The sequence below is a fragment of the Rathayibacter sp. AY1C9 genome (assembly GCF_002932315.1).
Classification (GTDB): Bacteria; Actinomycetota; Actinomycetes; order Actinomycetales; family Microbacteriaceae; genus Rathayibacter.
This window is the reverse complement of sequence record NZ_PSVZ01000004.1, coordinates 36,457-63,187: the sequence shown is the minus strand read 5'-3', so window position 1 is coordinate 63,187 and position 26,731 is coordinate 36,457. Positions and strand designations below refer to the sequence as shown.

Sequence of the window (26,731 nt, the reverse complement as noted above, 5' to 3'; positions counted from 1 at the left end):
CGCCATGTCCACCGCCACCGCCGCCCCGGCCGAGCCGGAGGTGCTGTCGATCTCGCAGGTCGCCGCCGTCACCGGTCTCACCGTGCACACCCTGCGCTACTACGAGCGCGCCGGGCTCATGCTCGACCCGGTCGAGCGCGCCTCGTCGCAGCACCGCCGCTACCGGCCGGCCGACGTCGGCTGGGTCGACTTCCTCACCAAGCTCCGCGCGACCGGGATGCCGATCGCGCGGATCCGCGAGTACGCCCGGCTCCTCCGGATCGGGCCCGCCACGGAGCCGGAGCGCCTCGCGCTGCTCCGGACGCACCGCGAGGAGGTCGAGGCGCACCTCGCCCGGACACACGCCAGCCTCGCCGCGATCGACATCAAGATCGCGGCGTACCAGGAGAGGACCACCCACTGATGAAGACGATCACCCTCGGATCCGACGTCGCCGCCCTCGAGGTCTCGCGCCTCGGTCTCGGCGCGATGGGCATGTCGGCGTTCTACACCGGCGCCGGCACCGACGACGCGGAGTCGATCCGCACCGTGCACCGCGCCCTCGATCTGGGCGTCACGTTCCTCGACACCGCCGAGATCTACGGCCCGTACACCAACGAGGAGCTGCTCGGCCGAGCGCTGGCAGGCCGCCGCGACGAGGTCGTGCTGGCGAGCAAGTTCGGCATGATCCGCCACCGCGGCGACGGGGGCCGCGGACTCGACGGCTCCCCGGAGAACCTGCGGCTCGCCGTCGAGGGCTCGCTCGCGCGCCTCGGGACCGACCGCATCGACCTCTACTACCAGCACCGCATGGACCCGGGCGTCCCCGTCGAGGAGACCGCCGGGGCTTTCGCGGAGCTGATCCAGGAGGGCAAGCTCCGCGGCTACGGCCTCTCGGAGGCGGCGCCCGCGACGATCCGGCGCGCTCACGCCGTGCACCCGGTCACCGCTGTGCAGTCCGAGTACTCGCTCTGGACCCGCGACCCCGAGGCGGAGGTGCTGCCGGTCCTCCGCGAGCTCGGCATCGGCTTCGTCCCGTACTCGCCGCTGGGCCGCGGCTTCCTCACGGGCAGCATCCGCTCGGTCGCCGAGCTGGGCAGCGACGACTTCCGCCGCGACAACCCCCGCTTCGCCGACGGAGCGCTGGAGGCGAACCTCCGCATCGTGGAGGCCGTCGACCGTGTGGCGGCAGAGGCGGACGCGACCGCCGCGCAGGTGGCGCTCGCCTGGCTGCTCGCCCAGGGCGAGGACATCGCTCCGATCCCGGGCACCAAGCGCGTCTCGCGCATCGAGGAGAACGCCGCCGCGGATGCCCTCGTGCTGACCGCGGAGCAGCTCGACGTCCTCGGCTCGCTCGAGGCCCCCGTCGGCGACCGCTACGCCGACATGAGCTCCGTGAACCGCTGACCGCAGTGCGGGACGCCGCTCGCCGCGCGCACCCCGGGTGCGGCCGTGCGAGCGGCGTCCTCGCAGGAGTCAGTCCCGCGGCGGCAGCTCCCGCTTCGGGGTGTCCCGCTTCGGGGTGTCCCGCAGGTCGATGAGACCTGTGAACATCGCCCCCCGCTCGTTCGAGCGCTCGTCGCCCGAGAACAGGTTGTCCGGGGCGGAGGACCCGTGCCGGCGCGGGGTCGCGGCGCGAGCGGGCTCCCGCTCCATCTCGACGCGCTGACGCGGCAGGGCGACGGGGTCGTTCTCGTGCAGCCACGAGACGAGCCGCTCGCGCACGTAGCAGCGCAGGTCGAAGAGCGTCGGCGCGTCCTTCGCGGTGACGAGCACCCGGATCCGGACGAAGCCGCCCGTCGCGTCGGTCACCTGCAGCACGCTGGTGCGCCGGTCCCAGAGGTCCGTCTCCTCGAGCATGCGGTGCAGCTCGTCGCGCATCTGCTCGGGGCTCACCCGCCAGTCCAGGTCGAGCTCGACGGCGCCGAGCAGCTCGGACCCGGTGCGGGTCCAGTTCTGGAACGGCTGGGTCGTGAAGTAGTTCGTGGGCAGCACCAGGCGGCGGTCGTCCCAGAGGTGGACGACGACATAGGTCAGCGTGATCTCCTCGATCCGCCCCCACTCGGTCTCGACGATCACCACGTCGTCCAGGCGGATGGCGTCACTGAAGGCGAGCTGCATCCCGGCGAAGATGTTCGTGAGGCTCGACTGCGCGGCCAGGCCCGCCACGATCGAGAGCACGCCGGCCGAGGCCAGGAGGCTCGCACCGGCCGTACGGGCCTCGGGGAAGGTCAGCAGCGAGGCGCCGATCGCGATGACCACGACGGCCGCCACGGCGACCCTCCGGATGATCGTCATCTGCGTGCGGAGGCGGCGTGCCCGGCGGTTGTCGGCCGTGTCGGTCCGGTAGCGCTCGGCGCCCAGGTCCTCGAGGAACACGAACAGGGATCCGATCACCCACGCCGCCGCGCCGATCGTGGCGATCTGGAACACCCGCTGCACGAGACCCGGCCAGGGGTCGCCCGACACGGTGGCGGCGAGCGCGGCCCAGACCGCGATGGTCATCAGCAGCACGCGGAACGGGATGCGCAGACGCCGGATCAGCAGGCGCGCCCAGGTCTTGCGCTTGCCGACCGAGCGCAGCACGAGGGCGACGACGGCGGTCGCGACCACGGCGATCACGACCGCGATCACCACGGCGAGCGCGATCGAGCCGATCACGGGGAGGACGTCTTCGGGCACATCGGTCCTTTCTGGAGGGGAAACGGAAGCGAACGGAGATCCTGCCACGCGAACGGGGGTCGGTCCGCATTCTGCGCCGGACACCGTGCGGATGCTCAGGCGCCTGTTGGCGTCGGCGGACGGAGACGTCGACCTCGCCTGGAGCACCGTCGCCCGGACCTCCACGCGGACGGGCATCACCCTGAGCATGACCGCCGCCGCAGACGACCAGGCCCGGGCCTCCGACGCGCTCGACGTCGGGATCGGCTCCACGAGCGTCGGCTTCCGCGGAGTCCTGCCGCTGCTCGACCCGTCGACCGCCGCACCCTCCAGCGAGTGAGTACGGGCCGGCGCTCCCCCCGCGGGCGCTCCGAGGAGGTCGGGAACGGACTCGGTCCGGGAACGACGAAGCCCCGCACCTCACGAGGAGGTGCGGGGCTGGTGGTGCACCCCCTCGGACTTGAACCGAGAACCCACTGATTAAGAGTCAGTTGCTCTGCCGATTGAGCTAGAGGTGCGTTCCGGCCGGCTGATCGTGCGTGCCGAACCGAGGGATCACATTACCAGCGTCTCCCCCCGTCTCGTCAAATCGAGTGCGACGGACCGCCCGCGGCAGCGATCGGAGGCTCCGCGGGACCCACCGGTATCGTGGTCGCGTGATCCCGCAGAGCAGTGACCAGAGCTTCGACGACGACCTCCGACTCGCCCTCCGCCTGGCGGACGCGGCCGATGCGATCTCGCGGGAGCGGTTCGGCGCGCTCGACCTCGTCGTGGACACGAAGCTCGACCGCACCCCGGTCACCGACGCCGACCGCGCCGTCGAGGAGGCGATCCGCGCGCTGCTCGCCGCCGAGCGTCCGGACGACGCGATCCTCGGCGAGGAGTTCGGCACCTCGGGCGAGGCCTCGCGGCAGTGGATCCTCGACCCGATCGACGGCACCGCCCACTTCCTCCGCGGCGTCCCGATCTGGGCGACCCTGATCGCGCTCGCGGTCGACGGCGTCCCCGTCGTCGGAGTCGTCTCCGCTCCCGCTCTCGGCACGCGCTGGTGGGCGGCCGAGGGCTCCGGCGCCTGGGCCGTCGAGCTGGAGGCCGGGGCCGAGCCGCGACCGCTGCGCGTCTCGGGGATCGACACGCTCGCCTCGGCGACCTTCAGCTACAACAGCATTCAGCAGTGGGAGGGCGCGGGCCGTCTCCCGCAGCTGCTCGAGCTCGCGGGCGCCGTCTGGCGCGACCGGGCGTACGGGGACGCGTGGCCCTACATGCTCGTCGCCGAGGGTCTCCTCGACGGTGCGGGCGAGTTCGACGTGAAGCCCTACGACCTGGCGGCCCTGGTGCCGATCGTGCAGGAGGCGGGCGGCCGCTTCACCTCCGCCGACGGGGAGGACGGGCCGTGGCACGGCAGCGCCGTCGCCACCAACGGCCTGCTGCACGACGAGGTGCTCGCGATCGTGGCGCCGCGATGAGGAGCCGGACGGCCGCGCTCGCCTCGGCGGCGCTCCTCCTGCTCCTCTCGGGCTGCTCCTCCGTCGTCGGGCCGGACGGCCCGGAGGCCGTGCGTGACGAGGGCGGCACGGTGGCGACCGCCGGCGTCACCGACGTGTTCTCGTTGCGGCGCGGCGACTGCCTGGCCGACCCGGGCGACGACCGCATCGCCGACGTGGACGTCGTCCCGTGCGCCGAGGAGCACGAACTGGAGGTCTTCCACACGTTCGCGCAGCCCGGAGACCGCTACACCAGCCGCAACACGCTGCTCGCCCAGGCCGAGGCGGGCTGCGAGCCGGAGTTCGGCGCCGTGATGGGGATCGCCTACGGCGACTCCGCCCTCGAGTACCGCTCGCTCGTCCCCTCCGAGGTCGGCTGGCGCCATGGAGACCGCACGATCGTCTGCGCGGTCCTCGATCCGGCCGACGACTCCACCACCGGCAGCCTCTTCGGCTCCGCTCGCTGACCACGGCTCCGATCGACCCCCGTTCGGCTCATTGACACGCGCTCCGTCGGAGCGCAGGGTGAAGGGACGAACGGCAGGCGCGAGGGGGCGCGGAGACCGGCGGCTCAGGAGTCGACATGCAGGACCGGCACGACCAGGAACCCCCCGAGCGCTCGCGCACGGCCGAGCAGCACTGGGGACCGGCGGACAGCCTGTTCCCGAGGCTCCACCGGCAGAGCTCCCTGCTCGCCGCGGCGGAGGCGGTCGCGCAGGTCGACGGGCCCGGCCCGGGCGACGTCTGGTCGCGGCTCCTGCACGACTACGCCCACGCCTCCGACCGCGTCGTCTCGGTGGACGGCGACGACGAGGCCGCCACGCTCGGCTGGCTGAAGCCGCGCGGTGTGGTCTCGCTGCTGGTCACCGAGCGGTGCGACGACGACGACGCCGCCGAGCACCTGGTGGCCGCGCTCGCCGCGATGAACGCCGTGACCCTCTCCGTGCACGAGGCGCGAGCAGCACGGCTCCGTCCTCTGCTGGACGTGCTGCACCGGCTCCTGCCCGACGCGTTCGCCGAGCTGCCGGTGGACCGCAGCGCCCACTACCCGGCCGGCACCGCCGTCGCCGTGCTGGCGCCGGGCGTGCTCTACCGGGACTGGGCCCCGCCGCAGGCTCTCGCCGGCCCGGCGCACGACGACGACGACCGGCTGGCGATGCTCACCCTCTACGGGCGGATCAGACAGCTCGACGTGCGACCGTCGTGAGGGCGGCGGAGCGGAGCTCCCAGTGTGCGACGACGACCGGTGGTGGAGATGGGGGGAATCGAACCCCCGTCCATCGCTGTGATTCTGCGCCTTCTACGGGTGTAGCCGATGAGAGCGTTCTGCTCGGCCCCGACCGTTACCATCGGCGCATCGGTCGACGGGCCCAGCCCGAGTGCAAGTCCCGCGTCGCCCTCAGGCGTAACGACGCAGCAAGTCCTCTAGATGACGCCAGGATCCGGGGCGAGGACGCACCCACGGGCTGACGGACTATCTACTCTGGCTTAGGCAGCGAGAGCGAAGTCGGTGCGCTTCTGTTCGGCACCTGTGTTTTCCAGGGATCGTTGACGAGATGACCCTGGATCCTCGACCCGCTTCTCGCAGTTTCGCAGGCAATGTCGAAACCGATCATCCCCGCGAGCACTCGACGGCCCGGAGGCCGCTGGAGTGGGTCGTTCGTCGCACACTGTGGAGTTACGGGTCCTAGTCTACCTCAGCTCCGCGGGCGGTCACCCGGCGGCGGCGCAGATCGAGCAGACCCAGCACGAGCGCGAGCGCGATCAGCCCGAGGGTGACGAAGTAGCCGTTGCGGAAGGCGTCGTGGTACCGGTCCAGCCCCTCCGCCATCCCCTGCTCGCTCGCCAGGGTCGCGAAGAAGACGGCGGAGGCGCAGGCGGTGCCGACCGCGGTGCCCACGCGCTGGCCGAGCTGGCCCACGGAGCCCGCCACGCCGCCCTGCGCCGGCGGGATCTCGGCGAGGGTGAGCGTCTGGTTCGGCGACACGACGAAGCCGCCTCCGGCCCCGGCGACGAGCATCGCGGCACCCATGCCGTAGGCGGCGGTCTCGGCCGGGAGGAGCTCGGCGGCGAGCAGCACGAGCGTGAAGCCGATGACCACGAGCACGATGCCGAGCACCACCAGTGCGCGGCCGTAGCGCTGCACGAGCTTGCCGCCGTACCAGGCGGTCACCGCCGAGGTCAGCGCGAACGGGATGCTCACCATGCCGGCGAACACCGGCTCGAGGCCGAGCCCCTGCTGGAGGAAGAGCGTGGTGAGGAGGAAGGTCGCCGGGATCGCGGCGAAGTAAGAGGTCGCGACCAGGATGCCGTTGCGATAGGAGCTGGTCCGGAAGATGCGGAAGTCGATGACGGGCGTCCGCCCCGACGCGGCGTAGTGCGCCTCCCAGCGCACGAAGACGGCGGCGGCGGCCGCGGCGAGCACCAGCCAGAACCAGCGGTAGGGCGAGTCCGAGGAGGAGCCCGTGGTCAGCAGGAACGGCAGCATGAACGCGAAGATCGCGACCGCCAGCAGGAGCAGGCCGACCGGGTCGAGGGACCGGTCTCCCTCGGGCCGCGAGCGCTTCTTCGGGATGAGCTTCCAGGCGAAGACCAGCGCGGCGACGCCCAGCGGGATGTTCATCCAGAACAGCAGGCGCCAGCCGTCCTGCTCGCCGCCGATCGCGATCAGGAGGCCGCCGAGGGTCGGGCCGAAGGCGGTCGACAGGCCGATGGTCGCGCCGAAGACCCCGAAGGCCCGGGCCCGCTCGGCGCCGGTGAACATCTGCTGCACCAGCCCGAGGACCTGGGGCATCTGGATGCCCGCGGCGACGCCCTGCAGGAAGCGCGCGACGACGAGCAGCTCGATCGACGGCGCGAGCGCGCAGAGCAGGCTCGTCACCGTGAACGCGGTCAGCCCGATGAGGAACAGCAGGCGGCGCGAGCGGATGTCGCCCAGCCGACCGGCCGGCACGAGCGCCAGTCCGAAGGCGAGCGCGTAGCCCGCGACGATCAGCTGCAGCTGGCTCGCGTCCGCTCCGAGCGAGCGCTCGATCGACGGCAGGCCGACGTTGACCTTCGAGAGGTCGAGGATCGTGATGGCCGCGACTCCGACGCTCACCGCGAAGGCGCGCCACCGCGTCTTCTCGTCGGCGGCGCTCAGGGCGGCGGGGGCGCTGTTCTCGGGGGAGGTCACGCGCCCCAGTCTCCCAAAGCACGGGGCGCGAAGAAGAGGCTTGCGCGGCACCCGTCGGACATTGCCCGCCGGGGCCTACTCGCCGAGGCGGCGGCGGGTCGACATCGCACGGTCCGCCTCGCGGCGGTCCTGGCGCTCTCGGAGGACCTGGCGCTTGTCGTAGTCCTTCTTGCCCTTGGCCACGGCAAGCTCGACCTTGGCCTTGCCGTCGCTGAAGTACAGCGAGAGCGGGATCAGCGTGTACCCGCCCTCCTTCACCTTGTTGTGGATCTTGAGGATCTGCGCCTTGTGCAGCAGCAGCTTGCGCTTGCGGCGCGGCGGGTGGTTCGTCCAGGTGCCCTGGGCCCACTCGTTGATGTGGACGGCGTCGAGCCACGCCTCTCCCCCGTCGACGAACGCGTAGCCGTCGACCAGCGAGGCTCGGCCGGCCCGGAGGGACTTCACCTCGGTGCCGGTGAGCACGAGGCCCGCCTCGTAGGTGTCCTCGATGAGGTAGTCGTGGCGCGCCTTACGGTTGGTCGCGACCACCTTCTGTCCCTGTTCTCTGGGCACGGCTGCTCCTCGGGTCGCGAGCGGATGAAGGGGGCGGGCATCGTCGGGGCGATGCACCGTTGGGCCGCCCCGAACGGGACAGCCCACCAGTATACGTCCGGTCCGGGATCAGACCCGCAGGTACCGCGCGATCGCGACGTTCGCCGAGACGGCGGCCAGGACGATGCCGACCACGATCAGGATCGGCACGACGATCAGAGCGTCGTCGAGTCCCACGAAGGAGGTCAGCGGGATCCGGTACGCCAGGAACCCCTGCACGAAGACCTGCACGATGGCGACCACCGCGACTCCCGCGAGGATCGAGCCGACCAGCGCGGCGAAGACCCCCTCGAGGATGAACGGGGTCTGGATGAACCTGTTCGAGGCCCCCACGAGCCGCATGATGCCCAGCTCCCGTCTCCGCGAGAACGCCGAGAGGCGGATCGTGGTGGCGATGAGCAGCACGGCCGCGACGAGCATCAGGACGGCGATGCCGATGGCCGTGTAGCTCGCCGCGTTGAGGATCGAGAAGATCTGGTCGAGGTACTGCCGCTGGTCGGTGACGCTCTCGACTCCCGAGACGCTCGACAGGCTCTCCACGATGACGTCCGACTGGGTCGGGTCCTTCAGGTTGATCCAGAAGGTCTGGTTGAGCAGGTCGGGAGTGACGTACTCGGCGACCGGGTTGCCCGCGAACTGCTCCTGGAAGTTCGCGTAGGCCTGGTCGTGGTCCTCGAAGTAGGAGCGGTCGATGTACGGCGCGAGCGTGGCGCCCTCGAGCTGGCCCTGCACCGCGTCGATCTGCTCGGCGGTGGCGTCGGAGCCGCTGCAGTTCGAGCCGCCGGAGGTGGCGGTGCACATGTACACCGCGACCTGCGCCTTGTCGTACCAGAAGTTCTTCATCTGGCCGATCTGCATCTGGAGCAGGATCGCCGTGCCGACGAAGGTGAGGGAGATGAAGGTCACCAGGATCACCGAGACGACCATGGAGACGTTGCGCCGGAGGCCGCTGGCGACCTCCGACCAGATCAGTGCGAATCTCACTTGACGGGTCCTACGTTCTGCTGGTCGTCGCCGGTCTCGTCGCCCTCGCCCGCGTGGGCGCGGAGGCCGAGGCGCGCGGCGAGCGACTCCTCGGGCAGGGCGCCGGTGTCGGCGGGGAGGAAGATCGGACCGGTCTGGCTCTGCAGCTCGACGACGCGCGGGGCGGCGGCGGGCTCGGCGGCCGGCTCCGGCTCGCGCTCCGGCTCGACGGCGGCGGAGCGGCGGCCCTCGGGGACGCGGGGCTGGGCGGCGGTCTGCGAGAGGCGGGCCGGCTCGGGCGGCGGGGCCGGGGCCTCCTGGCGCAGGTCGATCTCGGGGACCTCGGCGGGCGCGAGCTCGCTGTCGATGATCGCCGGGGGCGCGGGCTGCTCGGCGACCGCGTGGTCGTCGGCCGCCACGACCACGACGCCGTCGTGGACGACGGTGATGCTCTCGGTCTGGCCGTAGCCGCCCTGGCTCTCGTCGCGGACGATGCTGCCTGCCGAGAGCTCGATGACGCGGCGCTTCATCTGGTCGACGATGCCGGCCTCGTGGGTCGCCATGATCACGGTCGTGCCGCCCGCGTTGATCCGCTCGAGCAGCGCCATGATGCCGGCGCTCGTGGTCGGGTCGAGGTTGCCCGTGGGCTCGTCGGCCAGCAGGACGGCCGGCTTGTTGACGACGGCGCGGGCGATCGCCACGCGCTGCTGCTCGCCGCCGGAGAGCTCGTGGGGCAGGCGCGACGCCTTGCCCGCGAGGCCCACCATCTTGAGCGTGTCCGGGACGGCCTCCTGGATGTAGCCCTTCGACTTGCCGATCACCTGGAGGCTGAACGCGACGTTGTCGAAGACCGACTTGTTCGGCAGCAGCCGGAAGTCCTGGAACACGACGCCCATGTTGCGGCGGAAGTACGGGACCTTGCGGCTCGAGATCTTGCCGAGGTTCTGCCCGAGCACGTGGATCGACCCGGAGGAGGGGCGCTCCTCCTTGAGGATCAGGCGGAGGCAGCTCGACTTGCCGGAGCCGGAGGCGCCGACGAGGAAGACGAACTCGCCCCGGAGGATCTCGAGATCGATGGCGTTGAGGGCGGGTCTCGTGCCGCCCCGATACTGCTTGGAGACGTTGTCGAAGCGAATCATGTCGGTACGAGGGTAAGCGACGATCCCGAAGAGTCCGCCGAGGGGGCGCGCGGCGCGTCGGTGGGGACGCGCCCGCGCCGCGCTAGGAGGACTTCCGCCAGCGGATCCCGGCGGCGATGAAGCCGTCCAGATCGCCGTCGAACACGTGCGAGGGGTTGCCGACCTCGTGGTCGGTGCGCAGGTCCTTCACCATCTGGTACGGAGCGAGGACGTAGCTGCGCATCTGGTCGCCCCAGCTCGCGGTGATGGTGCCGGCGAACTCCTTCTTGGTGGCCGCCTCCTGCTCCTTCTGCAGCAGCAGGAGCCGCGACTGGAGCACGCGCATCGCCGCGGCGCGGTTCTGGATCTGGCTCTTCTCGTTCTGCATCGACACGACGGTGCCGGTGGGCAGGTGGGTGAGGCGCACCGCGGAGTCGGTGGTGTTCACCGACTGGCCGCCGGGGCCGGAGGAGCGGAAGACGTCCACGCGGATGTCGTTGTCCGGGATCTCGATCGCCCCGGCCTCCTCCATCAGCGGGATGACCTCGACCGCGGCGAAGGAGGTCTGGCGCTTGCCCGCGGCGCCGAAGGGGCTCATCCGCACGAGGCGGTGGGTGCCGGCTTCGACCGAGAGCGTGCCGAAGGCGTAGGGGGCGTCGATCTGGAAGGTGGCCGACTTGATGCCCGCCTCCTCCGCGTAGCTGGCGTCCATGACGGTCGCCGCGTACTTGTGCTTCTCGGCCCAGCGGAGGTACATGCGCATGAGCATCTCGGCGAAGTCGGAGGCGTCGACGCCGCCCGCTCCCGCGCGGATGGTCACCACGGCGGGGCGGTCGTCGTACTCGCCGTCGAGCAGGGTCTGCACCTCGAGCTCGCCCATGACCTTCTGGAGGGAGGAGAGCTCGGCGATCGCCTCCTGCTCGGACTCGGCGTCCTCGGCCTCGTTCGCCATCTCGACGAGCACCTCGAGGTCGTCCAGGCGCCGGTCGATCGCGGTGATCCGCGCGAGCTCGGACTGGCGGTGGCTGAGGGCGCTGGTCACCTTCTGCGCGTTGGCCGTGTCGTCCCACAGGTCGGGGGCGCCGGCCTGCTCGCTGAGCTCGGCGATCTTCGAGCGGAGGCCGTCCACGTCGATGACGGCGCGGATGTCGGCGAAGGTGGAGCGGAGAGCAGTGATCTGCTCGGTGAAGTCGTTGTCCAGCATGGTGCGTCCAGACTACCGGGGGCCGGGGGCCGCCCTCCGGCCCGGGCGTACCCTGGGGACGGTGACCAGCACCGCTCCGCGCCCCTTCCCCGTCGGGCCGCTGCTGCTGTCGACCTTCCTCCCCACCCTCCTCTTCTCCATCGGCGAGGGGGCGATCATCCCCCTCCTGCCGGCCGCGGCCGGCGACCTCGGTGCGACGCTGGCCCTGGCGGGCCTCGTGGCCGGGATGATCATGATCGGCGAGCTGGCGGGCGACATCCCCAGCGGCTGGATCGTCTCGCGGATCGGCGAGCGCGGCGCGATGCTCGGAGCCTCGGCCGCGTCGATCCTGGGGCTCGTGGTGTGCCTGCTCTCGACGTCGTGGGTCGGGCTGACGATCGGCGTCTTCGTGATCGGCCTCGCGACCGCGGTCTTCGCGCTGGCGCGCCATGCGTTCATGACGTCGTTCGTCCCGATCACGCACCGCGCCCGCGCGCTCAGCGCCCTCGCCGGGGCGTTCCGCGCGGGCTGGCTGATCGGCCCGTTCCTGGCGGCCGGGGTGGTGCACCTCACCGGCTCCGTCGAGTCCGTCTTCTGGGTGCACATCGTCTGCTGCGTGGCGGCGGTCGTGGTCCTGCTGCTCGTGCCCGACCCCGCGACGGTGCTGCGGCGGGCGCAGGCCGCGGCCGACCGCGCCGCTCCGGAGGACGTGGTCGCCGCGGAGGCATCGGCGACCGTCCCGGAGTCGCCGCAGTCGCTGCTCGGGACGCTGCGCGAGCACCGCGGGGTCCTCGCTCGGATGGGGACCGGCGCCGCCGTGATCGGGGCGCTGCGGGCGAGCCGGACGCTGATCCTCCCCCTCTGGGCGGTGAGCATCGGGCTCGCCGAGACCGACACCGCGATCATCATCGGCATCGCCGGCGCGCTCGACTTCGCCCTCTTCTACGCCGGCGGCCAGCTGATGGACCGCTTCGGCCGGGGCGCCACCGCGATCCCCTCGATGCTCGGCCTCGGGCTCGGCCACCTCGCCCTCGCCGCCTCGGTGCTCGCCCTCGATCCGGTGCCCTGGTTCGTCGCCGTGGCCTGCGTGCTCGCGGCCGCGAACGGCATCGGCTCCGGGATCCTGATGACCATCGGCGCCGATCTCGCGCCCCCGGCCGATCCGGCCCCGTTCCTCGGCGCGTTCCGCTTCACCGGTGACGCGGGCAACGCCGCCGCCCCGATCGTCGTGTCGGCACTCACCGCCCTGGTCTCCCTCCCCTTCGCCGCCGTCGTGATGGGGGTGCTCGGTCTGGGCGGAGCGGGGGCGCTCGCCCGCTGGATCCCGCGGTACCTCCCCCGGGCGGCCTCCCGCGGCTGAGGCGCGGGGCCCTCCTCCTACACTGGAGCCCGCACGCGGGAGTGGTGGAATGGCAGACACGCAGGATTTAGGTTCCTGTGCCGAGAGGCGTGAGGGTTCGAGTCCCTCCTTCCGCACGGGATCGGCCGGTACGCTGAGCGCGCTCGCGTGACCGCCGACCGGCCACCGGCCCCCGTCGACTGGAGATCCGTTGCATCACGCCGCCCTCGTCCCCTGGCTCGATCCGGAGACGATCCTGACCTCGTTCGGCCCCTGGGGCGTGCTCGTGGTCTGCCTCATCGTGTTCGCCGAGACCGGACTGCTGATCGGCTTCCTCTTCCCGGGCGACACGCTGCTGATCATCACGGGCCTGCTGGCGCACGAGAACGCGTCGAACGGCGGCCTCGGCATCCCGATCTGGCTCATCTGCCTGGCTGTCGGGTTCTCGGCCTTCGTCGGCGGCGAGGTCGGCTACCTGATCGGGCACAAGGCCGGCCCGCGCATCTTCGAGCGCAAGGAGTCCGGCTTCTTCAGCATCGAGAACGTGAAGCGGACCAACGCGTTCTTCGAGCGCTTCGGCGGCCTCGCCGTGATCCTCGCGCGCTTCGTGCCGATCGTCCGCACCTTCGCGCCGATCGCGGCCGGCGTGGCCCACATGAACTACCGCAAGTACAGCCTCTACAACCTCATCGGCGCCCTGATCTGGGGCAGCGGGGTCACCCTGATCGGGTGGCTGCTCGCCTTCATCCCGCCGGTCGCCGACTTCGTCTCGCACTACATCGACGTGATCCTGATCGGCGCGGTCGTGCTCGCGCTGGTGCCGACGCTGTTCCACTTCTTCCAGCAGCAGCGCAAGGCGAAGCTCGCCGCCGACCCCGAGACCGACGCGACCGAGTCGGCCGCCTACGTGCTCGACGCCGACACCCTGGACGACAAGCACCCGAAGTCCTGACCTCCGCCTCCGCGAGACGCCACTCCGGCTCGCCGCACGCCGACAGGCGTGCACCGGAGTGGCATCCCGCGGTGGGAACCCGCCGGCTCAGAGCCGGGCGGACAGGGCGGCGAGCTCGGCGCGCAGCGCGGTGAAGGCGCGGGCGCGGTGGCTCCGGGCGTTCTTCTGCTCAGGAGCGAGCTCGGCCGCCGTGAGCGCCCCGGCCTCGGGGACGAACACCGGGTCGTAGCCGTGGCCGTTCGCACCGCGCGGCGCCGTCGCGATCGCGCCGTCCCAGCGGCCCTCGACCAAAGTCTCCTGCCCGCCGGGGAGCACGGAGTCCGGCACCACGAGGGCGATGGTGCAGCTGAAGTGCGCACCGCGGTGCTCCGCCTTCACGTCGTGCAGCTGCGCCAGGAGGAGCTCGAGGTTGGCCGTCGCGTCGTGCGCGCGTCCCGACCAGCGGGCCGAGAAGATGCCCGGCGCGCCGCCGAGGACGTCGACGCAGATCCCGGAGTCGTCCGCGAGCGCCACGAGGCCGGTGTGCGCCGCCGCCGCGCGCGCTTTGGTCAGCGCGTTCTCGGCGAAGCTCACGCCGTCCTCGACGGGCTCGGGTCCGTCGTAGGCGCGGACGCCGACTCCGGGGAGCGCGCCGGCCAGCATGGCGCGGAACTCCTCCACCTTGCCCGCGTTGTGCGTGGCGAGGACGAGGTCCAGGCTCACGCTCCGGGCTCCGCGGCGAGCGCTTCGGCCTGGATGCGGGCGAGGTCGGAGGCACCGGCGACCGCGAGGTCGAGCAGGGCATCGAGCTCGCGGCGGTCGAACGGGGCCCCCTCGGCGGTGCCCTGCACCTCGACGAACAGGCCGCGTCCGGTGACGACGACGTTCATGTCGGTCTCGGCGCGCACGTCCTCGACGTAGGCCAGGTCGAGCATCGGCACGCCGTCGATGATGCCGACGGACACCGCCGAGAGGCTGTCGATCAGCGGCTGCGCCTTCTGCCCCACGTACTTCTTGCCGCGCGCCCATTCGATCGCGTCGGCCATCGCCACGTAGGCGCCGGTGATCGCCGCGGTGCGGGTGCCGCCGTCGGCCTGGAGGACGTCGCAGTCGATCACGAGGGTGTTCTCGCCGAGCGCCTTCGTGTCGACCACCGCGCGCAGGCTCCGGCCGATCAGCCGCGAGATCTCGTGCGTGCGCCCGCCGACCTTCCCCTTGACCGACTCGCGGTCCATGCGGGAGTTGGTGGATCGGGGCAGCATCGCGTACTCGGCGGTGACCCAGCCCTTGCCCTTGCCCTGCAGCCAGCGCGGCACGCCGTTCGTGAAGGAGGCGGTGCAGAGCACCCTGGTGTTCCCGAACGAGACGAGCGCGGAGCCCTCGGCCTGGGTGCTCCAGCCGCGCTCGATCGTCACGGTGCGCAGCTCGTCGGGCGCCCGCCCGTCCTTGCGCGCGGCCTTCGATGCGGTGCTGTCGGTCACTCGGGTCTCCCTCGATCGTGCGGGAGCGCGGCCCGGTCGAGCTCGCGCAGGTTGATGGTGCCGGTCTCGACGAGGTCGACGCTCGAGACCTCCGGACCGAGGAAGCGGCGGGCGAGGCGGACGAAGTCGCTCGAGCCCGTCTCCTCCCACCGGTAGGTCGGAGGAGCGGCGGAGGTGCGCTGCAGGCCGTGCGCCACGAGGGTCCGGTAGACGTCGAGCGCGGTCTCCTCGGCGCTCGAGACGAGGCGGACGTCCGGCCCCATCACGTACGCGATGGCACCGCGCAGCAGCGGGTAGTGCGTGCAGCCGAGGACGAGCGTGTCGACCCCCGCGGCCTTGAGCGGCGCGAGGTACTCCTCCGCCACCGCGAGCAGCTCGTCGCTCCAGGTGACGCCCGCCTCGACGAACTCGACGAAGCGCGGGCAGGCGGCGGTGAACAGCTGCAGGTCGGGCGCGGCGACGAAGGCGTCGTCGTAGGCGCGGGAGCGGATCGTCCCGACCGTGCCGATCACGCCGACGCGGCGGTTGCGCGTGTCGCGGACAGCGCTGCGGACGGCGGGCTGGATGACCTCGATCACCGGGATGCCGCGGCCGAGCGTGTAGCGCTCGCGGGCGTCGCGCATCATCGCGGCCGAGGCGGTGTTGCAGGCGATGACGAGCAGCTTGGCGCCCTGGTCGACCAGCGTGTCGAGGGTGTCGAGGGCGTAGGCGCGGACGTCGGCGAGCGGCTTGGGACCGTAGGGCGAGTGCGCGGTGTCGCCGAGGTAGACGATCGACTCGTTCTGCAGCTGGTCGATCACGGAGCGGGCGACGGTGAGCCCGCCGACCCCGGAGTCGAAGATGCCCAGCGGTGCGTCCGTCACGGAGGAACAGCCTACCCGCGCCCTGCGGCCCGGTCCCGGCCGCACGCCGTTCCCGGGCCCGGCGGCGTGCGCAAGCCCCGGCACCCGCGCCTGGGCCGCGCGGGGGCGGCCGTGGAACACTGAGCGGATGGACTCCACGGCCTTCCTCACCGACCGGTACGAGCTCACGATGGTCGAGGGCGCCCTCGGCAGCGGCACCGCCGACCGCCGCTGCATGTTCGAGGTGTTCGCCCGGAGCCTCCCGCCCGGACGCCGCTACGGCGTGCTCGCGGGCACCGGCCGGCTCCTCGAGCTGATCTCGCGCTTCCGCTTCGGCGACGACGAGCTGTCCTGGCTCCGCGAGAACCGCGTCGTCGACTCCCGCACGCTGGACTGGCTCGCCGACTACCGCTTCCGGGGCGACGTCTGGGGCTACCGCGAGGGCGAGGTCTACCTCCCGGGCTCCCCCGTGCTCATCGTCGAGGCGCCCTTCGCCGACGGCGTGCTGCTGGAGACCCTGGTGCTCAGCGTCCTCAACCACGACAGCGCCGTGGCGAGCGCCGCCGCGCGGATGGTCTCGGCCGCCGACGGGCGACCGCTCGCCGAGATGGGCTCGCGCCGCGCCGGCGAGCGGTCCGCCGTCGCCGCGGCTCGCGCCGCCTACATCGCCGGATTCGGCGCCTCCTCGAACCTGGAGGCGGGCCGCAGCTTCGGCGTGCCCACGATGGGCACCTCCGCGCACTCCTTCACCCTCCTCCACGACTCGGAGGAGGAGGCGTTCCGCGCGCAGGTCGCCGCGCTCGGCCCCGGCACGACCCTCCTGGTGGACACCTACGACGTGACGGCCGCCGTCGACCTGGCGGTCCGCGTCGCCGGCACCGGCCTCGGCGCTGTGCGCATCGACTCCGGCGACCTCCCCCAGCAGGTGGCCGCCGTCCGGCAGCAGCTGGACGCGCTCGGCGCGACCGGCACGCGCATCACCGTCACCAACGACCTCGACGAGTACGGGATCGCCGCGCTCGCGGCCTCACCGGTCGACTCCTACGGCGTCGGCACCTCGGTGGCGACGGGCTCGGGCCACCCGACGGCGGGCATGGTCTACAAGCTGGTCGCGCACGAGGACGACGCGGGCGAGTGGGTCGCGGTGGCGAAGAAGTCGGTCTCGAAGGCGTCGATCGGCGGACGGAAGGCCGCCGGCCGTCTGCTCTCCGACGACGGGATCGCCGAGGCCGAGGTCGTGCACGTGGGCGCCGGCCCCGAGGGCGCCGTCGGCGAGGGCGAGCGGGCGCTGCTCGTCCCCCTGATCGAGGACGGGACGATCCGTCCCGAGCACCTCGGCATCGAGGGAGTGGCGGCAGCCCGCGCGCACCACGCGAACGCGGTCCTCGAGCTTCCGATCGACGCGCTCCGGCTCGGCCGCGGCGAGCCCGTCATCCCGACCCGCTACGAGTGAGCGGGGCGGGAGCTCACTTCATCTTCGCGTAGATCTCCTTGCAGGCCGGGCACACCGGGAACTTCTCCGGGTCGCGGCCAGGGAGCCACTTCTTGCCGCAGAGCGCGCGGACCGGCTTGCCGGTGATGGCGCTCTCGAGGATCTTGTCCTTCGGCACGTAGTGGGAGAAGCGCTCGTGGTCGCCCGGCTCGATGGACTCCTGGTTGAGGAGCTCCTCGAGCTCGCGGTCGAGCGTGGCGGTTCCTCCGCCTCCCTCGAGGGGGTCGGTGCTGCTGTTCTGGACGCGCGGAATCATGCCGACGATCCTACGCGCGGAGCCCGGGCCCGCGGCCGTGCGCTCCGGATTGGGCGGCGCTAGTAGCGGCTGGTGAACGCGACCAGCTCGGTCGCGCGGCGCTCGAACAGCCGGCCGCCGAGGAGCACGCCGAGGGCGAAGACGACCACGGCGCTGCCGAAGCCGACGAGCACGGCGTCGCCCGCCGCCTCCGGGTCGACGAACAGGGCCCGGACGCCGAGCACCACGGCCGGAGCCGAGAGGAGCAGCCCCAGGCCGAACGCCAGGGACTGCGGACCGGCGCCGCTGGCTCCGGGGGCCTGCGGCTGCGTGAACGCGCTGTCGCCCGGGCGCGGAGCCGGATAGGCGAGCCGTGCAGAGACGGCGCTGGCGACGCCGGCGGGGACGAGCAGGAGGCAGGTGTTCACCGCGAGCACGACGGGCAGCGCATCGGGGAGACCCGAGGTCGCGCTGCTGATCAGCGAGCCGAGCACGACGACCGGCACGCCGAGCAGGAGGGTCGGGAAGGCGCGGCCGAGCCGGTCCGACCATCCGCGGACGCCCGCGGCCACGTGGAGCCAGAACGCCGAGCCGTCGTAGGCGACGTCGTTGTGCAGGAACCAGCCGAGGAACAGCGCGATCAGCGGGACCGGGAGCAGCGAGAGCAGCGGGAAGGGGACGCCGACGACCGCGAGCAGCAGCAGGGCCGCGACCGGCAGCACCGGCACGGCGACGAGCGACGCCTGATAGCGCGGATCCCGGAGCCAGTAGGTGATGCTGCGCGCCGCGATCGCGCCGGTCCGGGTCGAGCCGAGGACGTCGAACCAGCCCAGCCGGAGGCCGCGCGGCGGCCGGTGCGTGCGCTCGGGGCGCTCCGTCAGCAGGCGGACGACGAGCCACCAGAGCGCGCCCGCCGCGACGAGCGTCGCCAGGGCCAGCAGGAGCGGGCCGAGCGCGTCGCCGGTCCGGGCGGCCGGGGCGATCATCCACGCCGCGCCGAACGGAGTGGCCCCCATCGCCGCGCCCCAGCGCTCGAGCACCGGGGTGTCCCCCGTGTCGACCAGCGCGGCGGCGCCGAGGGCTGCGGGACCGCCCAGCATCAGCACCAGGCCGAGGACGGCCAGCAGCTCGCGGGCGGTCCGGGAGGGGACGAGGGCGGAGGAGGCGGCGAGGCCGATCCGCGCGAACAGCGAGGCCGTCGCCACCGCGAGGAGCGGGCCGACCACGGCGAAGGCGCCTGCGCCCGGGACGAGCGGCGCGCTCGCGAGCCCGACCACCAGCAGGGCGAGCGTGGGGACCGAGACGAGGCCGGCCAGGGCGAGCGCCCCGGCGAGGCGGAGCGGCGGAAGGCCGAAGAGGCGGAACGCGCGCGGATCCATCGGGTCGAGCGGGCCGAGCAGGAAGGGCAGCACCAGGAAGCCGACGGAGACGAGGCCACCGGCGGTCACGAGAGCGCCCGCCGCCGCGTCCGAGGAGCGCAGAGCGCCTATCGCCGCGATCAGCAGGGCCGTCACCGCGACGACCACGAGCACGCCCAGGACGGCGCCGGCCGAGCGCGCGGGCCCGGAGCGGAACGCGCCCAGGAGGACGTCGACCCTCAGCCGGAGAAGTCGTGCAGCCACTGCAGCCCCTCGGCGATCTGCTTGCCGCCCGCGAGCTCGAGGAAGCGCTCCTCCAGCGTCGCGGTGCCGGCGACCTCCGCGACCGTCCCGGAGGCGAGCACGCGCCCGCCGACGATCACGGCCACGTCGTCGCAGACGCGCTCGATGAAGTCGAGCCCGTGGCTGGAGAGGACGACGGTGCCGCCGCCCTCGACGAAGCGGCGCAGCACGGTGATCACGGCGGCCGAGGAGACCGGGTCCACCGACTCGAACGGCTCGTCGAGGACCAGCACGCGCGGGGCGTGGATCATCGCCGCCGCGAGGGCGACCTTCTTCGCCATCCCCGCGGAGTAGTCCGAGATCAGGCGCTCCAGCGCGTCGGAGAGGCCGAGCGCCTCGGCCAGCTCGACCGTGCGCTGCTTCGCCGTGGCGAGGTCGATGCCGCGCAGCGCGGCGGAGTAGGCGAGGAACTGGGCGCCGGTGAGCCGGTCGAACAGCCGGAGGCGGTCGGGCAGGACCCCGATCAGCGGCTTCGCGGCCGACGGGTCCTTCCAGACGTCGACGCCGTGCACGAGGACGCGGCCGGTGTCGGGTCGCAGAAGGCCCGTCATCATCGAGAGCGTGGTGGTCTTGCCCGCGCCGTTCGGGCCGATGATCCCGTAGAAGGTCCCCGCGCGGACGGCCAGGTCGATGCGGTCGACCGCCACCGTCCTCCCGAAGGTCCGGGTCAGCTGGTGCAGCTCGAAGACGACGGGCGAGGCGCCGTCCGGATCCGCGGCACCCTCAGCGGGCTCGGCGTTCGTCACGGACGTCATCCGGCTACGGTACCAACTCGCCCGCAGGCCCCCGGCGCCCGCGCCGACACCCGGCGACACGGCGAGAGGTCAACCACCCTGGCCCCGGGGGGCGTGAACTGTACACTAGGTCTTTACCCGAGGAGTCGATCAGATCGAGACGCAGCGGTTAATTCGAGGAGAACACACGATGATGCACACAGGTTCGACGAGCAGCAGCCCCGCCACCGTCGTCATCCTCGCCGCAGGGATGGGCAGCCGGCTCGGCCGCTCCCTCCCCAAGCCGCTCACGCCGCTCAGCGACGGGCGCACGATCATGCAGCAGCAGTTCGACAACATCCACCACGCCTTCGGCACGAAGATCCCGGTGAGCATCGTCGTCGGCTACAAGCTCGAGCACATCATCGAGGCCTTTCCCTCGGCGACGTTCGTCTACAACGAGCAGTACGACCAGACCAACACCTCCAAGAGCCTCCTCCGCGCACTGCAGGCGAGCGGGCAGGGCGGCGTGCTCTGGATGAACGGCGACGTCGTCTTCGACCCGCGCATCCTCGACCGCGCGGCCGCGCTGATCGCGAAGGACGTCTCCTTCGTCACCGTCAACACCTCGAAGGTGTCGGACGAGGAGGTCAAGTACACGACGAGCGCCGAGGGCTTCATCCAGGAGCTCTCCAAGACGGTGCGCGGCGGACTCGGCGAGGCGGTCGGGATCAACTACGTGTCCGCCTCCGACAAGGCCGCGCTGGTGCGCCAGCTCGCCCGGGTCGACGCCCAGGACTACTTCGAGCGTGGCATAGAGTTGGCGATCGAGCAGGACCGCCTGCTCGTCGAGCCGATGGACATCTCCGACCTCTACGCCGTCGAGGTGGACTTCGCCGAGGACCTCGAGCGCGCGAACCTCTTCGTCTGACGCTCCCGGCTCCTCCCCCGGCTCGAGCGGAGCCGACGGGAGGAGTCGCGCAGTGAGCACGGCCGACACCCTCGCGACCGAGACGGCGCTGCGCCACCGGCGCTCCCGGGCCTGGCGCTACCGCCACTCCCTCTGGCTGCTCACCAGGCGCGACCTCACCGTCCGGTACGCCACGAGCGCGCTCGGCTACGTCTGGTCGGTTCTCGACCCGCTCGTGATGTCGGGCATCTACTTCTTCGTCTTCACCGTCGTCTTCCGGCGGACCGTCGGCGAGGACCCGTACATCGTCTTCCTGCTCGCGGGCCTGCTGCCGTGGATGTGGTTCAACCAGGCGACCTCCGACGCGACCCGCGCGTTCCTCCGCGAGGCGAAGCTGGTGCGGTCGACGTCGATCCCGCGGACCATCTGGGTCGGGCGGATCGTGCTCTCGAAGGGCATCGAGTTCGTGGCGAGCCTGCCGGTGCTGGTGCTCTTCGCCGTGATCGCCGGCGCGCACCTGACCTGGGCGGCGCTGCTGTTCCCCGTGGCGATCCTGCTGCAGGCGGTGCTCACGCTCGGCGTGGGTCTGCTGGTGGCCCCCCTCGTGGTGTTCTTCCGCGATCTGGAGCGGGCCGTGAAGCTCGTCCTCCGGTTCCTCTTCTACGCGTCGCCGATCATCTACTCCACGGCCAACCTGCCGGAGCAGATCCGGCCGCTCGCGGCGCTCAACCCGCTCAGCGGGATCTTCGCCCTCTACCGCTCCGCGTTCTTCGAGAGCGAGCTCGACGTCCCGCTCATCCTCGCCTCCGCGGGCATCTCGGTGCTCGTGCTGGCGCTGGGCCTCGTCGTCTTCCGCCGCTCCGAGCGCGCGGTGCTGAAGGAGCTGTGATGGCCGACGCCCCGGTGGTCATCGAGTGCCGCGGCCTCGGGATCCGCTTCCGCCGCAACCGGCGGGGCCGCCGCTCCTTCAAGGACCTCTTCGCCGGCCGCTCCCGCCGCTCGCGGCCCGGCGAGTTCTGGGCGCTGCGCGGGCTCGACGTGCAGGTGCGGGCGGGCGAGGCGATCGGTGTCGTCGGCCGGAACGGTCAGGGCAAGTCGACGCTGCTCAAGCTCGTCGCCGGCGTGGTGCTGCCGGACGAGGGCGCGGTGGAGGTGCGCGGGGGCGTCGCTCCGCTCATCGAGATCACCGGCGGCTTCGTGGCCGACCTGAGCGTCCGCGAGAACGTCTACCTGACCGCGGGTCTCCACGGGATGTCCAAGCGCGAGGTCGACGCGCGCTTCGACTCGATCATCGAGTTCGCCGAGATCGGCGACTTCCTCGACACCCCCTACAAGCACCTCTCGAGCGGGATGAAGGTGCGCATCGCCTTCTCCGTCGTGTCGCGGCTCGAGGAGCCGATCATCCTGGTGGACGAGGTGCTCGCGGTCGGCGACAGGGCGTTCCGCGAGAAGTGCTACGCGCGGATCGAGGAGCTGCTCGCCTCCGGCCGCACCCTCTTCTTCGTCTCGCACAATGAGCGCGACCTCCGCCGCTTCTGCACGCGCGGCCTCTACCTGGACAAGGGCCGCCTGGTGCTGGACGCGCCGATCGAGGAGGTGCTCGCGCGTTACGCTGAGGACTACGCGCCGACACCGCGGAGCAGCACGGCGCCGGCCGAGGGCCCGCCCGTCCAGGGCACCGTCTCCGACGACTGACCCCTCCCGCACGCGGCGCCCGAGGACGCAGGAGTGCACGACATGGCCCAGAAGGACCGCAAGCGCGAGCGCGCCGTGGAGAGGGCCGGCGAGGTGGAGCAGGCCGACGGCTCCGAGAACGCTCAGCTGGCGAAGCTGCTCGACCGGCTCCTCGCGGTGCAGCGCCCGGCCGTGCTGGCGAACATCCGCCTGCTACGGCGCCGGCGTCCCGGGGCGACTCCGGAGCAGATCATCACGTCGCTCGAGCGGCAGTACCTCTCGAGCGTGGCCGCGGGAGGCGCGGCGATCGGGGCGACCGCCGTCGTCCCCGGCATCGGCACGGCCGCCTCGGTGGCTCTCTCCGGCGCGGGAGCCGCAGGGTTCCTGGAGGCGAGCGCGCTCTTCGCGCAGTCGGTGACGGAGGTGCACGGGATCCCGCTCGAGGACCCGGACCGCGCGCGGGCCCTCGTGCTCACGCTGATGATGGGCTCCTCCGGCAGCGAGATGGTGCGCCAGGTGGCCGGGCAGGCCGTCGGCGGGGGCAGCGGCCTCAACCAGTACTGGGGCTCCGTGGTCACGAAGGGCCTGCCGTCCTTCCTCGTGGGCGAGCTGGCGGACCGCGCGAAGAAGTCCTTCGCCAAGCACTTCCTCGCCCAGCAGGGCGCGGGCCTGGTCGGCCGGGCGATGCCGTTCGGGATCGGAGCGGCACTGGGCGGCGTCGGCAACGCGATGCTCGGCCGCAAGGTGATCCACAGCGCGCGCGATGCGTTCGGGCCGGCACCGCAGGCGTTCGGCAACACCCTCGTGCTCGAGCCGACCCGCGCCGAGCGGAAGGCGCTGGCCGCCGCGCCGGCCGAGCCGCTGGCGCTGTTCGTCCGCGACTACGGCGGAACGGGCGAGCGGACGGCGCTCCTCCTCCACGGCCTCGGCTCCGACTCCCGGATCTGGTACGCCCTGGTCCCGACGCTGCACGAGCACGGCTACCGCGTGGTGGCCCCCGATCTCGCCGGTCACGGCGGCTCGCCGGCATCGCCCGTGTACTCGCCGGAGCGCTGGGCGTCGGACGTCCGCGCCTCGGTGCTGCAGACCCCCGACCTCGTCATCGGCCACGGCCTCGGCGCCGTCGTCGCCGCCCGGCTCGCCCCCGAGTACGGCGCCGACGGGCTCGTCCTGCTCGACCCCGCGTTCTCGGACGCCCGGGGACTGACGAGCGCGCTCCACCGCGGCGGCTCGGTCGCGCACGTCGAGAAGGGCGACGCCGACTCCCTCCGCCACCGCCACCCGATCTGGACGGACGAGCAGATCGAGCTCGACGTGTCGGCCCACGCGCTCTGGGAGCAGGACTCCGCCGTCGGGCTGACGGCACGGGGTGCGGCCGAGGCCCCCGAGACGTTCCCCGTGGCGACGCTCGCCGTGATGCCGGAGGACCCGCTGGGCCACGGCTCGCTGGGCGGCGTCCTCGCCGGCCGCGGCGTCGAGGTGCGGACCGTGCCGGGGGGCGGGGCCTCGATCCTCCGCGAGGACCGCGCGGCGCTGATCGCGGCGCTGGAGGACCGGATCTAGCTCAGGATCTGCTCCAGCCCAGGGCCTGCTCCGCGCGCGGTGGTCCGGAGCCGTCGGAGGCGTTCGGTCAGCGTTCCCGAGGCCGGCGCCCGGGCCCGACGAGCGGCATCCCGAGCACGGTGCGGACGAGTCCGCCGCCGTCGCGGTCCTCGGCGATCACGCGGAGGCCGGTCTTCTCGGCGACGCGCCTCGAGGCGGCGTTGTCCGGGTGCACGAGCGCCACGAGTCGTCCCGCGAGGCGGTGGGCGAGCGCGAGGTCGCGGCAGGCCGCAGCCGCCTCGGTGGCGTAGCCGCGGCCGTGCAGACCGGCCCGCACGTGGTAGCCGACCTCGAGCTCGATCCCGCCGTCGACGCGCTGCCAGGTCAACCCGCAGTCGCCGACGAACTCGCCGTCGAGGGTCTCGATGATCCACAGCCCGAAGCCGTGCTCGCGGTAGTTGCGCCGGTTCCACTCGATCCAGGCGGCTGCCTGCTCGCGGTCCTTCGGCGCGGGGTAGTACCGCATCACGACCGGGTCGCCGAGCAGGTCCGCCATGTCGGGGAGGTCCTCGGCGGTCATCTCGCGGAAGCGCAGCCGGGCGGTGGCGGCGGGGATCATCGGGTCAGGCTGCTCGGCCTGCGACTGCGGAGACGGCGACCGGGACCGTCGTCGAGCGCTCGATCCATCCGGCCGCCGCCCCCGGCCCTACTTCTCCGCCTTGGCGGCGGCCTTCGCGGCCTGCTTGGTGGCGCGGACCTTCGTCAGCGACTCCGGAGAGACGATGTCGGCGACCGAGCGGAAGGCGCCCTCCTCTCCGTAGGCGCCCGCGGCCGAGCGCCAGCCCTCCCCCGAGAATCCGCGCTGCTTGCCGAGCAGGGCGAGGAAGATCCGCGCCTTCTGCTCGCCGAAGCCGGGCAGCGCCTTCAGACGCGCGAGGACCGTGCGGCCGTCGGGCTCGTCGCGCGTCCAGACCGCCGCGGCGTCGCCGTCCCAGTCGTCGGCCAGAGCGCGGCAGAGGACCTGCACGCGCCCCGCCATGCTCGCCGGGTAGCGGTGGATCGCGGGCGGAGTCCGGCAGAGCTCCGAGAACGCGTCCTCGTCGAAGCCCGCGATCGACGCGGCGTCGAAGGAGGCCCCCTCCGCCTCGAGGCGCTCCTCGATCTTGCGGGGCCCGGAGAAGGCCGTCTCCATCGCGACCTGCTGGTCGAGGAGCATCCCGATCAGCAGCGCCAGCGGGTCGCGGCTGAGCAGCGCGTCGGCGTCGGGATCGTCGGTGATGTGCAGGGCGGAGTCGCGGGTCATCCTCCAGGGATACCACGGACGGCCCCGGCGGCGAGCGCGCGGACGGTCCGGTCGACGAGGTCCAGCGCCGCAGCGAGCTCGAGGTCGCCGACATGGCCGTAGCCGAGGACCAGCGCCTCGGTCGCGGCCCGTCCCGACAGGGCGTACTCGTGCAGAGTGGCGACGATCAGTCCCTCCCGGAGCAGCGCGGCCGCGACGGCGTGCGCGTCCAGAGGCGCGGGCAGGGAGAGGACGACGTGCAGACCCCCGTCGAGTCCGCTTGCGCGCCCCCACGGCACCGACTCCCCGAATGCGTGGACCAGCTCACGGCGGTGGGCGTAGCGCCGTCTCGAGCGCGTGAGATGCCTCCGGAACGCCCCGCTCGCCATGAACTGCGCGAGCGCCGCCTGCGTCGGACCCGAGGCGGAGGCGTCCTTCTCGTCGTCGAGGCCGGCCAGCGCCCCGCGGAGCCAGGACGCCGGCGGAACGGCCAGGTAGGCGATGCGGAGCCACGGCGAGACGGTCTTCGAGAACGACCCGACATGGGCGACTCCGCCGCCGGAGTCGAGCGAGGCGAGCGCGGGCAGCGGGGCGCCGACGTAGCGGAACTCGCTGTCGTAGTCGTCCTCCACCACGAGCAGGGGGCCGGCCGACGCGCGGCGCACCAGCTCCAGGCGCTCGGCGAGGGCGAGCCTGCCTCCGGTCGGGTACTGGTGCGACGGAGTCACGACGACCACGTCCGCGCCGGAGCTCGCGAGAGCGTCGAGGTCGATGCCGTCGCCGCGCACCGGGACGCCGACGACCTCGTGCCCGTCGGCGCGCAGGCGGCGCCGGACGGCCGGGTAGCCGGGGTCCTCGACGGCGACGCGCACCTCGCGTCCGAGCGAGGCCGAGGCGGCGCGGGCCAGGAGCGCGACGGCGCCCGCGGTGCCGCTGGTCACCACCACGTCCGACGCCTGCACGTCGACGCCGCGGGACCGGCGCAGCTGCTCGGCGATCTGCTCCCGCAGGGCCGGGTCCCCGGAACCCCGAGGAGGCGCCGAGGGCGGCGAGGCGAGCGCCAGGCGCCAGGCGGCCCGCCACTCCGGGGTGTCGAGGGCGCGGGTGTCCGGCCGGCCCGGCCTCAGGTCCGCCGCGGCGGGCGGGACGACGGTCTCCCGGGACTCCGGCCGCGGCTCCTGCGGCGCCGTCGCCAGCAGTCCGTCGGAGGCGACCGTCACCGCTGCGCGCGGGTGGGCGACGAGGTAGCCCTCCCCCACCAGCTGATCCACCGCGGCGACGACGGAGCCCCGCGAGACGCCGAGCCGCTCGGCGAGCACGCGGCTCGACGGGATCGGATCGCCCGCCCGGTAGCGCCCGTCCAGCACCGCCTGGCGCAGCGCCTCGGCGAGCCCGGCGCGGACCGAGCCGCGCGGCGACGGCCCGAGGAGGAGCGGGATCTCCAGATCGCCCGACGCCATCGACCGCTCCGCTCT

At 72.6% G+C, this 26,731-nt stretch carries 28 protein-coding genes, 2 tRNA genes and 1 other RNA gene; 14 read left to right on the top strand and 17 right to left on the bottom strand.

Annotated features, from left to right (window positions below; all coding sequences use genetic code 11):
• Positions 1 to 4: 4 nt before the first annotated feature.
• Positions 5 to 403 (top strand): MerR family transcriptional regulator, encoded by a 399-nt coding sequence (locus C5D09_RS04625; protein WP_104268708.1) that lies wholly within the window; start codon positions 5 to 7, stop codon positions 401 to 403.
• Complete coding sequence (locus C5D09_RS04620; RefSeq protein WP_104268707.1) at positions 403 to 1,386, top strand: aldo/keto reductase; 984 nt, start codon at positions 403 to 405, stop codon at positions 1,384 to 1,386. Before C5D09_RS04625 ends, C5D09_RS04620 begins: the two co-directional genes overlap by 1 nt.
• Positions 1,387 to 1,455: 69 nt before the next feature.
• On the opposite strand, the gene C5D09_RS04615 is transcribed toward C5D09_RS04620, so the two are convergent.
• Positions 1,456 to 2,661, bottom strand: a complete 1,206-nt coding sequence (locus C5D09_RS04615) for a mechanosensitive ion channel family protein (protein WP_258063236.1) — start codon at positions 2,659 to 2,661, stop codon at positions 1,456 to 1,458.
• A 91-nt stretch (positions 2,662 to 2,752) separates the two neighbouring features.
• Here C5D09_RS04615 and C5D09_RS17395 point away from each other — a divergent pair, with 91 nt between their 5' ends.
• Positions 2,753 to 2,980 carry a hypothetical protein gene (locus tag C5D09_RS17395; protein ID WP_181135007.1) on the top strand — a complete coding sequence of 76 codons (228 nt, stop codon included), beginning with the start codon at positions 2,753 to 2,755 and terminating at the stop codon, positions 2,978 to 2,980.
• A gap of 102 nt (positions 2,981 to 3,082) precedes the next feature.
• On the opposite strand, the gene C5D09_RS04610 is transcribed toward C5D09_RS17395, so the two are convergent.
• A tRNA-Lys gene (locus tag C5D09_RS04610) sits at positions 3,083 to 3,158 on the bottom strand.
• Between the two features lie 141 nt (positions 3,159 to 3,299).
• Here C5D09_RS04610 and C5D09_RS04605 point away from each other — a divergent pair.
• The 3 genes from C5D09_RS04605 to C5D09_RS04595 all read left to right on the top strand — a co-directional run bounded on the left by C5D09_RS04605 (position 3,300) and on the right by C5D09_RS04595 (position 5,331).
• A complete protein-coding gene (locus tag C5D09_RS04605; protein WP_104268765.1) occupies positions 3,300 to 4,106 on the top strand; it encodes an inositol monophosphatase family protein in 807 nt (268 codons plus the stop codon).
• On the top strand, positions 4,103 to 4,591 hold the full coding sequence (locus C5D09_RS04600; protein WP_104233204.1) for a septum formation family protein: 489 nt from the start codon (positions 4,103 to 4,105) through the stop codon (positions 4,589 to 4,591). Before C5D09_RS04605 ends, C5D09_RS04600 begins: the two co-directional genes overlap by 4 nt.
• 116 nt (positions 4,592 to 4,707) lie before the next feature.
• Positions 4,708 to 5,331 carry a hypothetical protein gene (locus C5D09_RS04595; RefSeq protein WP_104226969.1) on the top strand — a complete coding sequence of 208 codons (624 nt, stop codon included), beginning with the start codon at positions 4,708 to 4,710 and terminating at the stop codon, positions 5,329 to 5,331.
• 40 nt (positions 5,332 to 5,371) lie between these two features.
• Here the strand turns inward: C5D09_RS04595 and ssrA are convergent.
• The 6 genes from ssrA to prfB all read right to left on the bottom strand — a co-directional run bounded on the left by ssrA (position 5,372) and on the right by prfB (position 11,175).
• Positions 5,372 to 5,744, bottom strand: a transfer-messenger RNA (tmRNA) gene (gene ssrA, locus C5D09_RS04590).
• Between the two features lie 67 nt (positions 5,745 to 5,811).
• Positions 5,812 to 7,299: an MFS transporter gene (locus tag C5D09_RS04585; RefSeq protein ID WP_104223557.1), complete on the bottom strand. Its 1,488-nt coding sequence runs from the start codon at positions 7,297 to 7,299 to the stop codon at positions 5,812 to 5,814.
• 75 nt (positions 7,300 to 7,374) lie between these two features.
• Complete coding sequence (gene smpB, locus C5D09_RS04580; RefSeq protein ID WP_104223558.1) at positions 7,375 to 7,851, bottom strand: SsrA-binding protein SmpB; 477 nt, start codon at positions 7,849 to 7,851, stop codon at positions 7,375 to 7,377.
• Between the two features lie 108 nt (positions 7,852 to 7,959).
• Positions 7,960 to 8,874 carry a permease-like cell division protein FtsX gene (ftsX, locus tag C5D09_RS04575; protein ID WP_104223559.1) on the bottom strand — a complete coding sequence of 305 codons (915 nt, stop codon included), beginning with the start codon at positions 8,872 to 8,874 and terminating at the stop codon, positions 7,960 to 7,962.
• Positions 8,871 to 9,992, bottom strand: a complete 1,122-nt coding sequence (ftsE, locus tag C5D09_RS04570) for a cell division ATP-binding protein FtsE (RefSeq protein WP_104233202.1) — start codon at positions 9,990 to 9,992, stop codon at positions 8,871 to 8,873. Before ftsE ends, ftsX begins: the two co-directional genes overlap by 4 nt.
• An 82-nt stretch (positions 9,993 to 10,074) precedes the next feature.
• Complete coding sequence (gene prfB, locus C5D09_RS04565; RefSeq protein ID WP_104268706.1) at positions 10,075 to 11,175, bottom strand: peptide chain release factor 2; 1,101 nt, start codon at positions 11,173 to 11,175, stop codon at positions 10,075 to 10,077.
• Between the two features lie 61 nt (positions 11,176 to 11,236).
• Here prfB and C5D09_RS04560 point away from each other — a divergent pair, with 61 nt between their 5' ends.
• The 3 genes from C5D09_RS04560 (at position 11,237) to C5D09_RS04550 (ending at position 13,445) form a co-directional block, all read left to right on the top strand.
• Entirely contained in the window at positions 11,237 to 12,514 is a 1,278-nt protein-coding gene (locus C5D09_RS04560; RefSeq protein WP_258066916.1) for an MFS transporter, read from the top strand.
• A gap of 35 nt (positions 12,515 to 12,549) precedes the next feature.
• A tRNA-Leu gene (locus C5D09_RS04555) sits at positions 12,550 to 12,630 on the top strand.
• 74 nt (positions 12,631 to 12,704) lie between these two features.
• Positions 12,705 to 13,445 (top strand): DedA family protein, encoded by a 741-nt coding sequence (locus tag C5D09_RS04550; RefSeq protein ID WP_104261187.1) that lies wholly within the window; start codon positions 12,705 to 12,707, stop codon positions 13,443 to 13,445.
• Between the two features lie 87 nt (positions 13,446 to 13,532).
• Here C5D09_RS04550 and rdgB read toward each other — a convergent pair whose 3' ends face one another.
• The 3 genes from rdgB to murI are packed head-to-tail and all read right to left on the bottom strand — an operon-like array spanning position 13,533 to position 15,768.
• Positions 13,533 to 14,147, bottom strand: a complete 615-nt coding sequence (gene rdgB / locus C5D09_RS04545; protein ID WP_104261188.1) for an RdgB/HAM1 family non-canonical purine NTP pyrophosphatase — start codon at positions 14,145 to 14,147, stop codon at positions 13,533 to 13,535.
• Entirely contained in the window at positions 14,144 to 14,905 is a 762-nt protein-coding gene (gene rph, locus C5D09_RS04540) for a ribonuclease PH (protein ID WP_104233199.1), read from the bottom strand. Before rph ends, rdgB begins: the two co-directional genes overlap by 4 nt.
• Complete coding sequence (murI, locus tag C5D09_RS04535) at positions 14,902 to 15,768, bottom strand: glutamate racemase (protein WP_104223566.1); 867 nt, start codon at positions 15,766 to 15,768, stop codon at positions 14,902 to 14,904. Before murI ends, rph begins: the two co-directional genes overlap by 4 nt.
• Before the next feature lie 127 nt (positions 15,769 to 15,895).
• Here murI and C5D09_RS04530 point away from each other — a divergent pair, with 127 nt between their 5' ends.
• Positions 15,896 to 17,200, top strand: a complete 1,305-nt coding sequence (locus tag C5D09_RS04530; RefSeq protein WP_104262681.1) for a nicotinate phosphoribosyltransferase — start codon at positions 15,896 to 15,898, stop codon at positions 17,198 to 17,200.
• A 13-nt stretch (positions 17,201 to 17,213) separates the two neighbouring features.
• Here C5D09_RS04530 and C5D09_RS04525 read toward each other — a convergent pair whose 3' ends face one another.
• The 3 genes from C5D09_RS04525 to C5D09_RS04515 are packed head-to-tail and all read right to left on the bottom strand — an operon-like array spanning position 17,214 to position 19,890.
• The gene (locus C5D09_RS04525) at positions 17,214 to 17,495 is read right to left on the bottom strand and encodes a DUF3039 domain-containing protein (RefSeq protein WP_104223568.1); all 282 of its coding nucleotides are present in this window, start codon (positions 17,493 to 17,495) and stop codon (positions 17,214 to 17,216) included.
• Positions 17,496 to 17,554: 59 nt separating this feature from the next.
• A complete protein-coding gene (locus C5D09_RS04520; protein ID WP_104268705.1) occupies positions 17,555 to 19,096 on the bottom strand; it encodes an ABC transporter permease in 1,542 nt (513 codons plus the stop codon).
• Positions 19,072 to 19,890, bottom strand: coding sequence for an ABC transporter ATP-binding protein (locus tag C5D09_RS04515; protein ID WP_104223570.1), 819 nt, complete (start codon positions 19,888 to 19,890; stop codon positions 19,072 to 19,074). The genes C5D09_RS04520 and C5D09_RS04515 overlap by 25 nt, the downstream gene beginning before the upstream one ends.
• 172 nt (positions 19,891 to 20,062) lie before the next feature.
• Here C5D09_RS04515 and C5D09_RS04510 point away from each other — a divergent pair, with 172 nt between their 5' ends.
• The 4 genes from C5D09_RS04510 to C5D09_RS04495 are packed head-to-tail and all read left to right on the top strand — an operon-like array spanning position 20,063 to position 23,995.
• Positions 20,063 to 20,779, top strand: a complete 717-nt coding sequence (locus tag C5D09_RS04510; RefSeq protein ID WP_104268764.1) for an NTP transferase domain-containing protein — start codon at positions 20,063 to 20,065, stop codon at positions 20,777 to 20,779.
• A 52-nt stretch (positions 20,780 to 20,831) separates the two neighbouring features.
• Positions 20,832 to 21,647, top strand: a complete 816-nt coding sequence (locus C5D09_RS04505; RefSeq protein WP_374952924.1) for an ABC transporter permease — start codon at positions 20,832 to 20,834, stop codon at positions 21,645 to 21,647.
• Positions 21,647 to 22,453 carry an ABC transporter ATP-binding protein gene (locus C5D09_RS04500; RefSeq protein ID WP_104223571.1) on the top strand — a complete coding sequence of 269 codons (807 nt, stop codon included), beginning with the start codon at positions 21,647 to 21,649 and terminating at the stop codon, positions 22,451 to 22,453. Before C5D09_RS04505 ends, C5D09_RS04500 begins: the two co-directional genes overlap by 1 nt.
• Before the next feature lie 42 nt (positions 22,454 to 22,495).
• On the top strand, positions 22,496 to 23,995 hold the full coding sequence (locus C5D09_RS04495) for an alpha/beta hydrolase (protein ID WP_104268704.1): 1,500 nt from the start codon (positions 22,496 to 22,498) through the stop codon (positions 23,993 to 23,995).
• A 67-nt stretch (positions 23,996 to 24,062) separates the two neighbouring features.
• On the opposite strand, the gene C5D09_RS04490 is transcribed toward C5D09_RS04495, so the two are convergent.
• The 3 genes from C5D09_RS04490 to C5D09_RS04480 all read right to left on the bottom strand — a co-directional run bounded on the left by C5D09_RS04490 (position 24,063) and on the right by C5D09_RS04480 (position 26,716).
• The gene (locus C5D09_RS04490; RefSeq protein ID WP_104268703.1) at positions 24,063 to 24,593 is read right to left on the bottom strand and encodes a GNAT family N-acetyltransferase; all 531 of its coding nucleotides are present in this window, start codon (positions 24,591 to 24,593) and stop codon (positions 24,063 to 24,065) included.
• 87 nt (positions 24,594 to 24,680) lie between these two features.
• Positions 24,681 to 25,277 carry an HhH-GPD-type base excision DNA repair protein gene (locus C5D09_RS04485; protein WP_104268702.1) on the bottom strand — a complete coding sequence of 199 codons (597 nt, stop codon included), beginning with the start codon at positions 25,275 to 25,277 and terminating at the stop codon, positions 24,681 to 24,683.
• Complete coding sequence (locus tag C5D09_RS04480; RefSeq protein WP_181131470.1) at positions 25,274 to 26,716, bottom strand: PLP-dependent aminotransferase family protein; 1,443 nt, start codon at positions 26,714 to 26,716, stop codon at positions 25,274 to 25,276. Before C5D09_RS04480 ends, C5D09_RS04485 begins: the two co-directional genes overlap by 4 nt.
• Positions 26,717 to 26,731 lie beyond the last annotated feature (15 nt).

Excerpts from the sequence above, each read along its gene's own strand:
- C5D09_RS04495 (WP_104268704.1), top strand. The coding sequence starts at position 22,496 with ATGGCCCAGAAGGACCGCAAGCGCGAGCGCGCCGTGGAGAGGGCCGGC.
- C5D09_RS04530 (WP_104262681.1), top strand. The coding sequence starts at position 15,896 with ATGGACTCCACGGCCTTCCTCACCGACCGGTACGAGCTCACGATGGTC.
- C5D09_RS17395 (WP_181135007.1), top strand. The coding sequence starts at position 2,753 with ATGCTCAGGCGCCTGTTGGCGTCGGCGGACGGAGACGTCGACCTCGCC.
- C5D09_RS04620 (WP_104268707.1), top strand. The coding sequence starts at position 403 with ATGAAGACGATCACCCTCGGATCCGACGTCGCCGCCCTCGAGGTCTCG.
- C5D09_RS04490 (WP_104268703.1), bottom strand. The coding sequence starts at position 24,593 with ATGATCCCCGCCGCCACCGCCCGGCTGCGCTTCCGCGAGATGACCGCC.
- C5D09_RS04510 (WP_104268764.1), top strand. The coding sequence starts at position 20,063 with ATGCACACAGGTTCGACGAGCAGCAGCCCCGCCACCGTCGTCATCCTC.
- ftsE (WP_104233202.1), bottom strand. The coding sequence starts at position 9,992 with ATGATTCGCTTCGACAACGTCTCCAAGCAGTATCGGGGCGGCACGAGA.
- C5D09_RS04600 (WP_104233204.1), top strand. The coding sequence starts at position 4,103 with ATGAGGAGCCGGACGGCCGCGCTCGCCTCGGCGGCGCTCCTCCTGCTC.
- prfB (WP_104268706.1), bottom strand. The coding sequence starts at position 11,175 with ATGCTGGACAACGACTTCACCGAGCAGATCACTGCTCTCCGCTCCACC.
- C5D09_RS04485 (WP_104268702.1), bottom strand. The coding sequence starts at position 25,277 with ATGACCCGCGACTCCGCCCTGCACATCACCGACGATCCCGACGCCGAC.
- C5D09_RS04595 (WP_104226969.1), top strand. The coding sequence starts at position 4,708 with ATGCAGGACCGGCACGACCAGGAACCCCCCGAGCGCTCGCGCACGGCC.
- C5D09_RS04515 (WP_104223570.1), bottom strand. The coding sequence starts at position 19,890 with ATGACGTCCGTGACGAACGCCGAGCCCGCTGAGGGTGCCGCGGATCCG.
- C5D09_RS04480 (WP_181131470.1), bottom strand. The coding sequence starts at position 26,716 with ATGGCGTCGGGCGATCTGGAGATCCCGCTCCTCCTCGGGCCGTCGCCG.
- C5D09_RS04500 (WP_104223571.1), top strand. The coding sequence starts at position 21,647 with ATGGCCGACGCCCCGGTGGTCATCGAGTGCCGCGGCCTCGGGATCCGC.
- C5D09_RS04525 (WP_104223568.1), bottom strand. The coding sequence starts at position 17,495 with ATGATTCCGCGCGTCCAGAACAGCAGCACCGACCCCCTCGAGGGAGGC.
- C5D09_RS04625 (WP_104268708.1), top strand. The coding sequence starts at position 5 with ATGTCCACCGCCACCGCCGCCCCGGCCGAGCCGGAGGTGCTGTCGATC.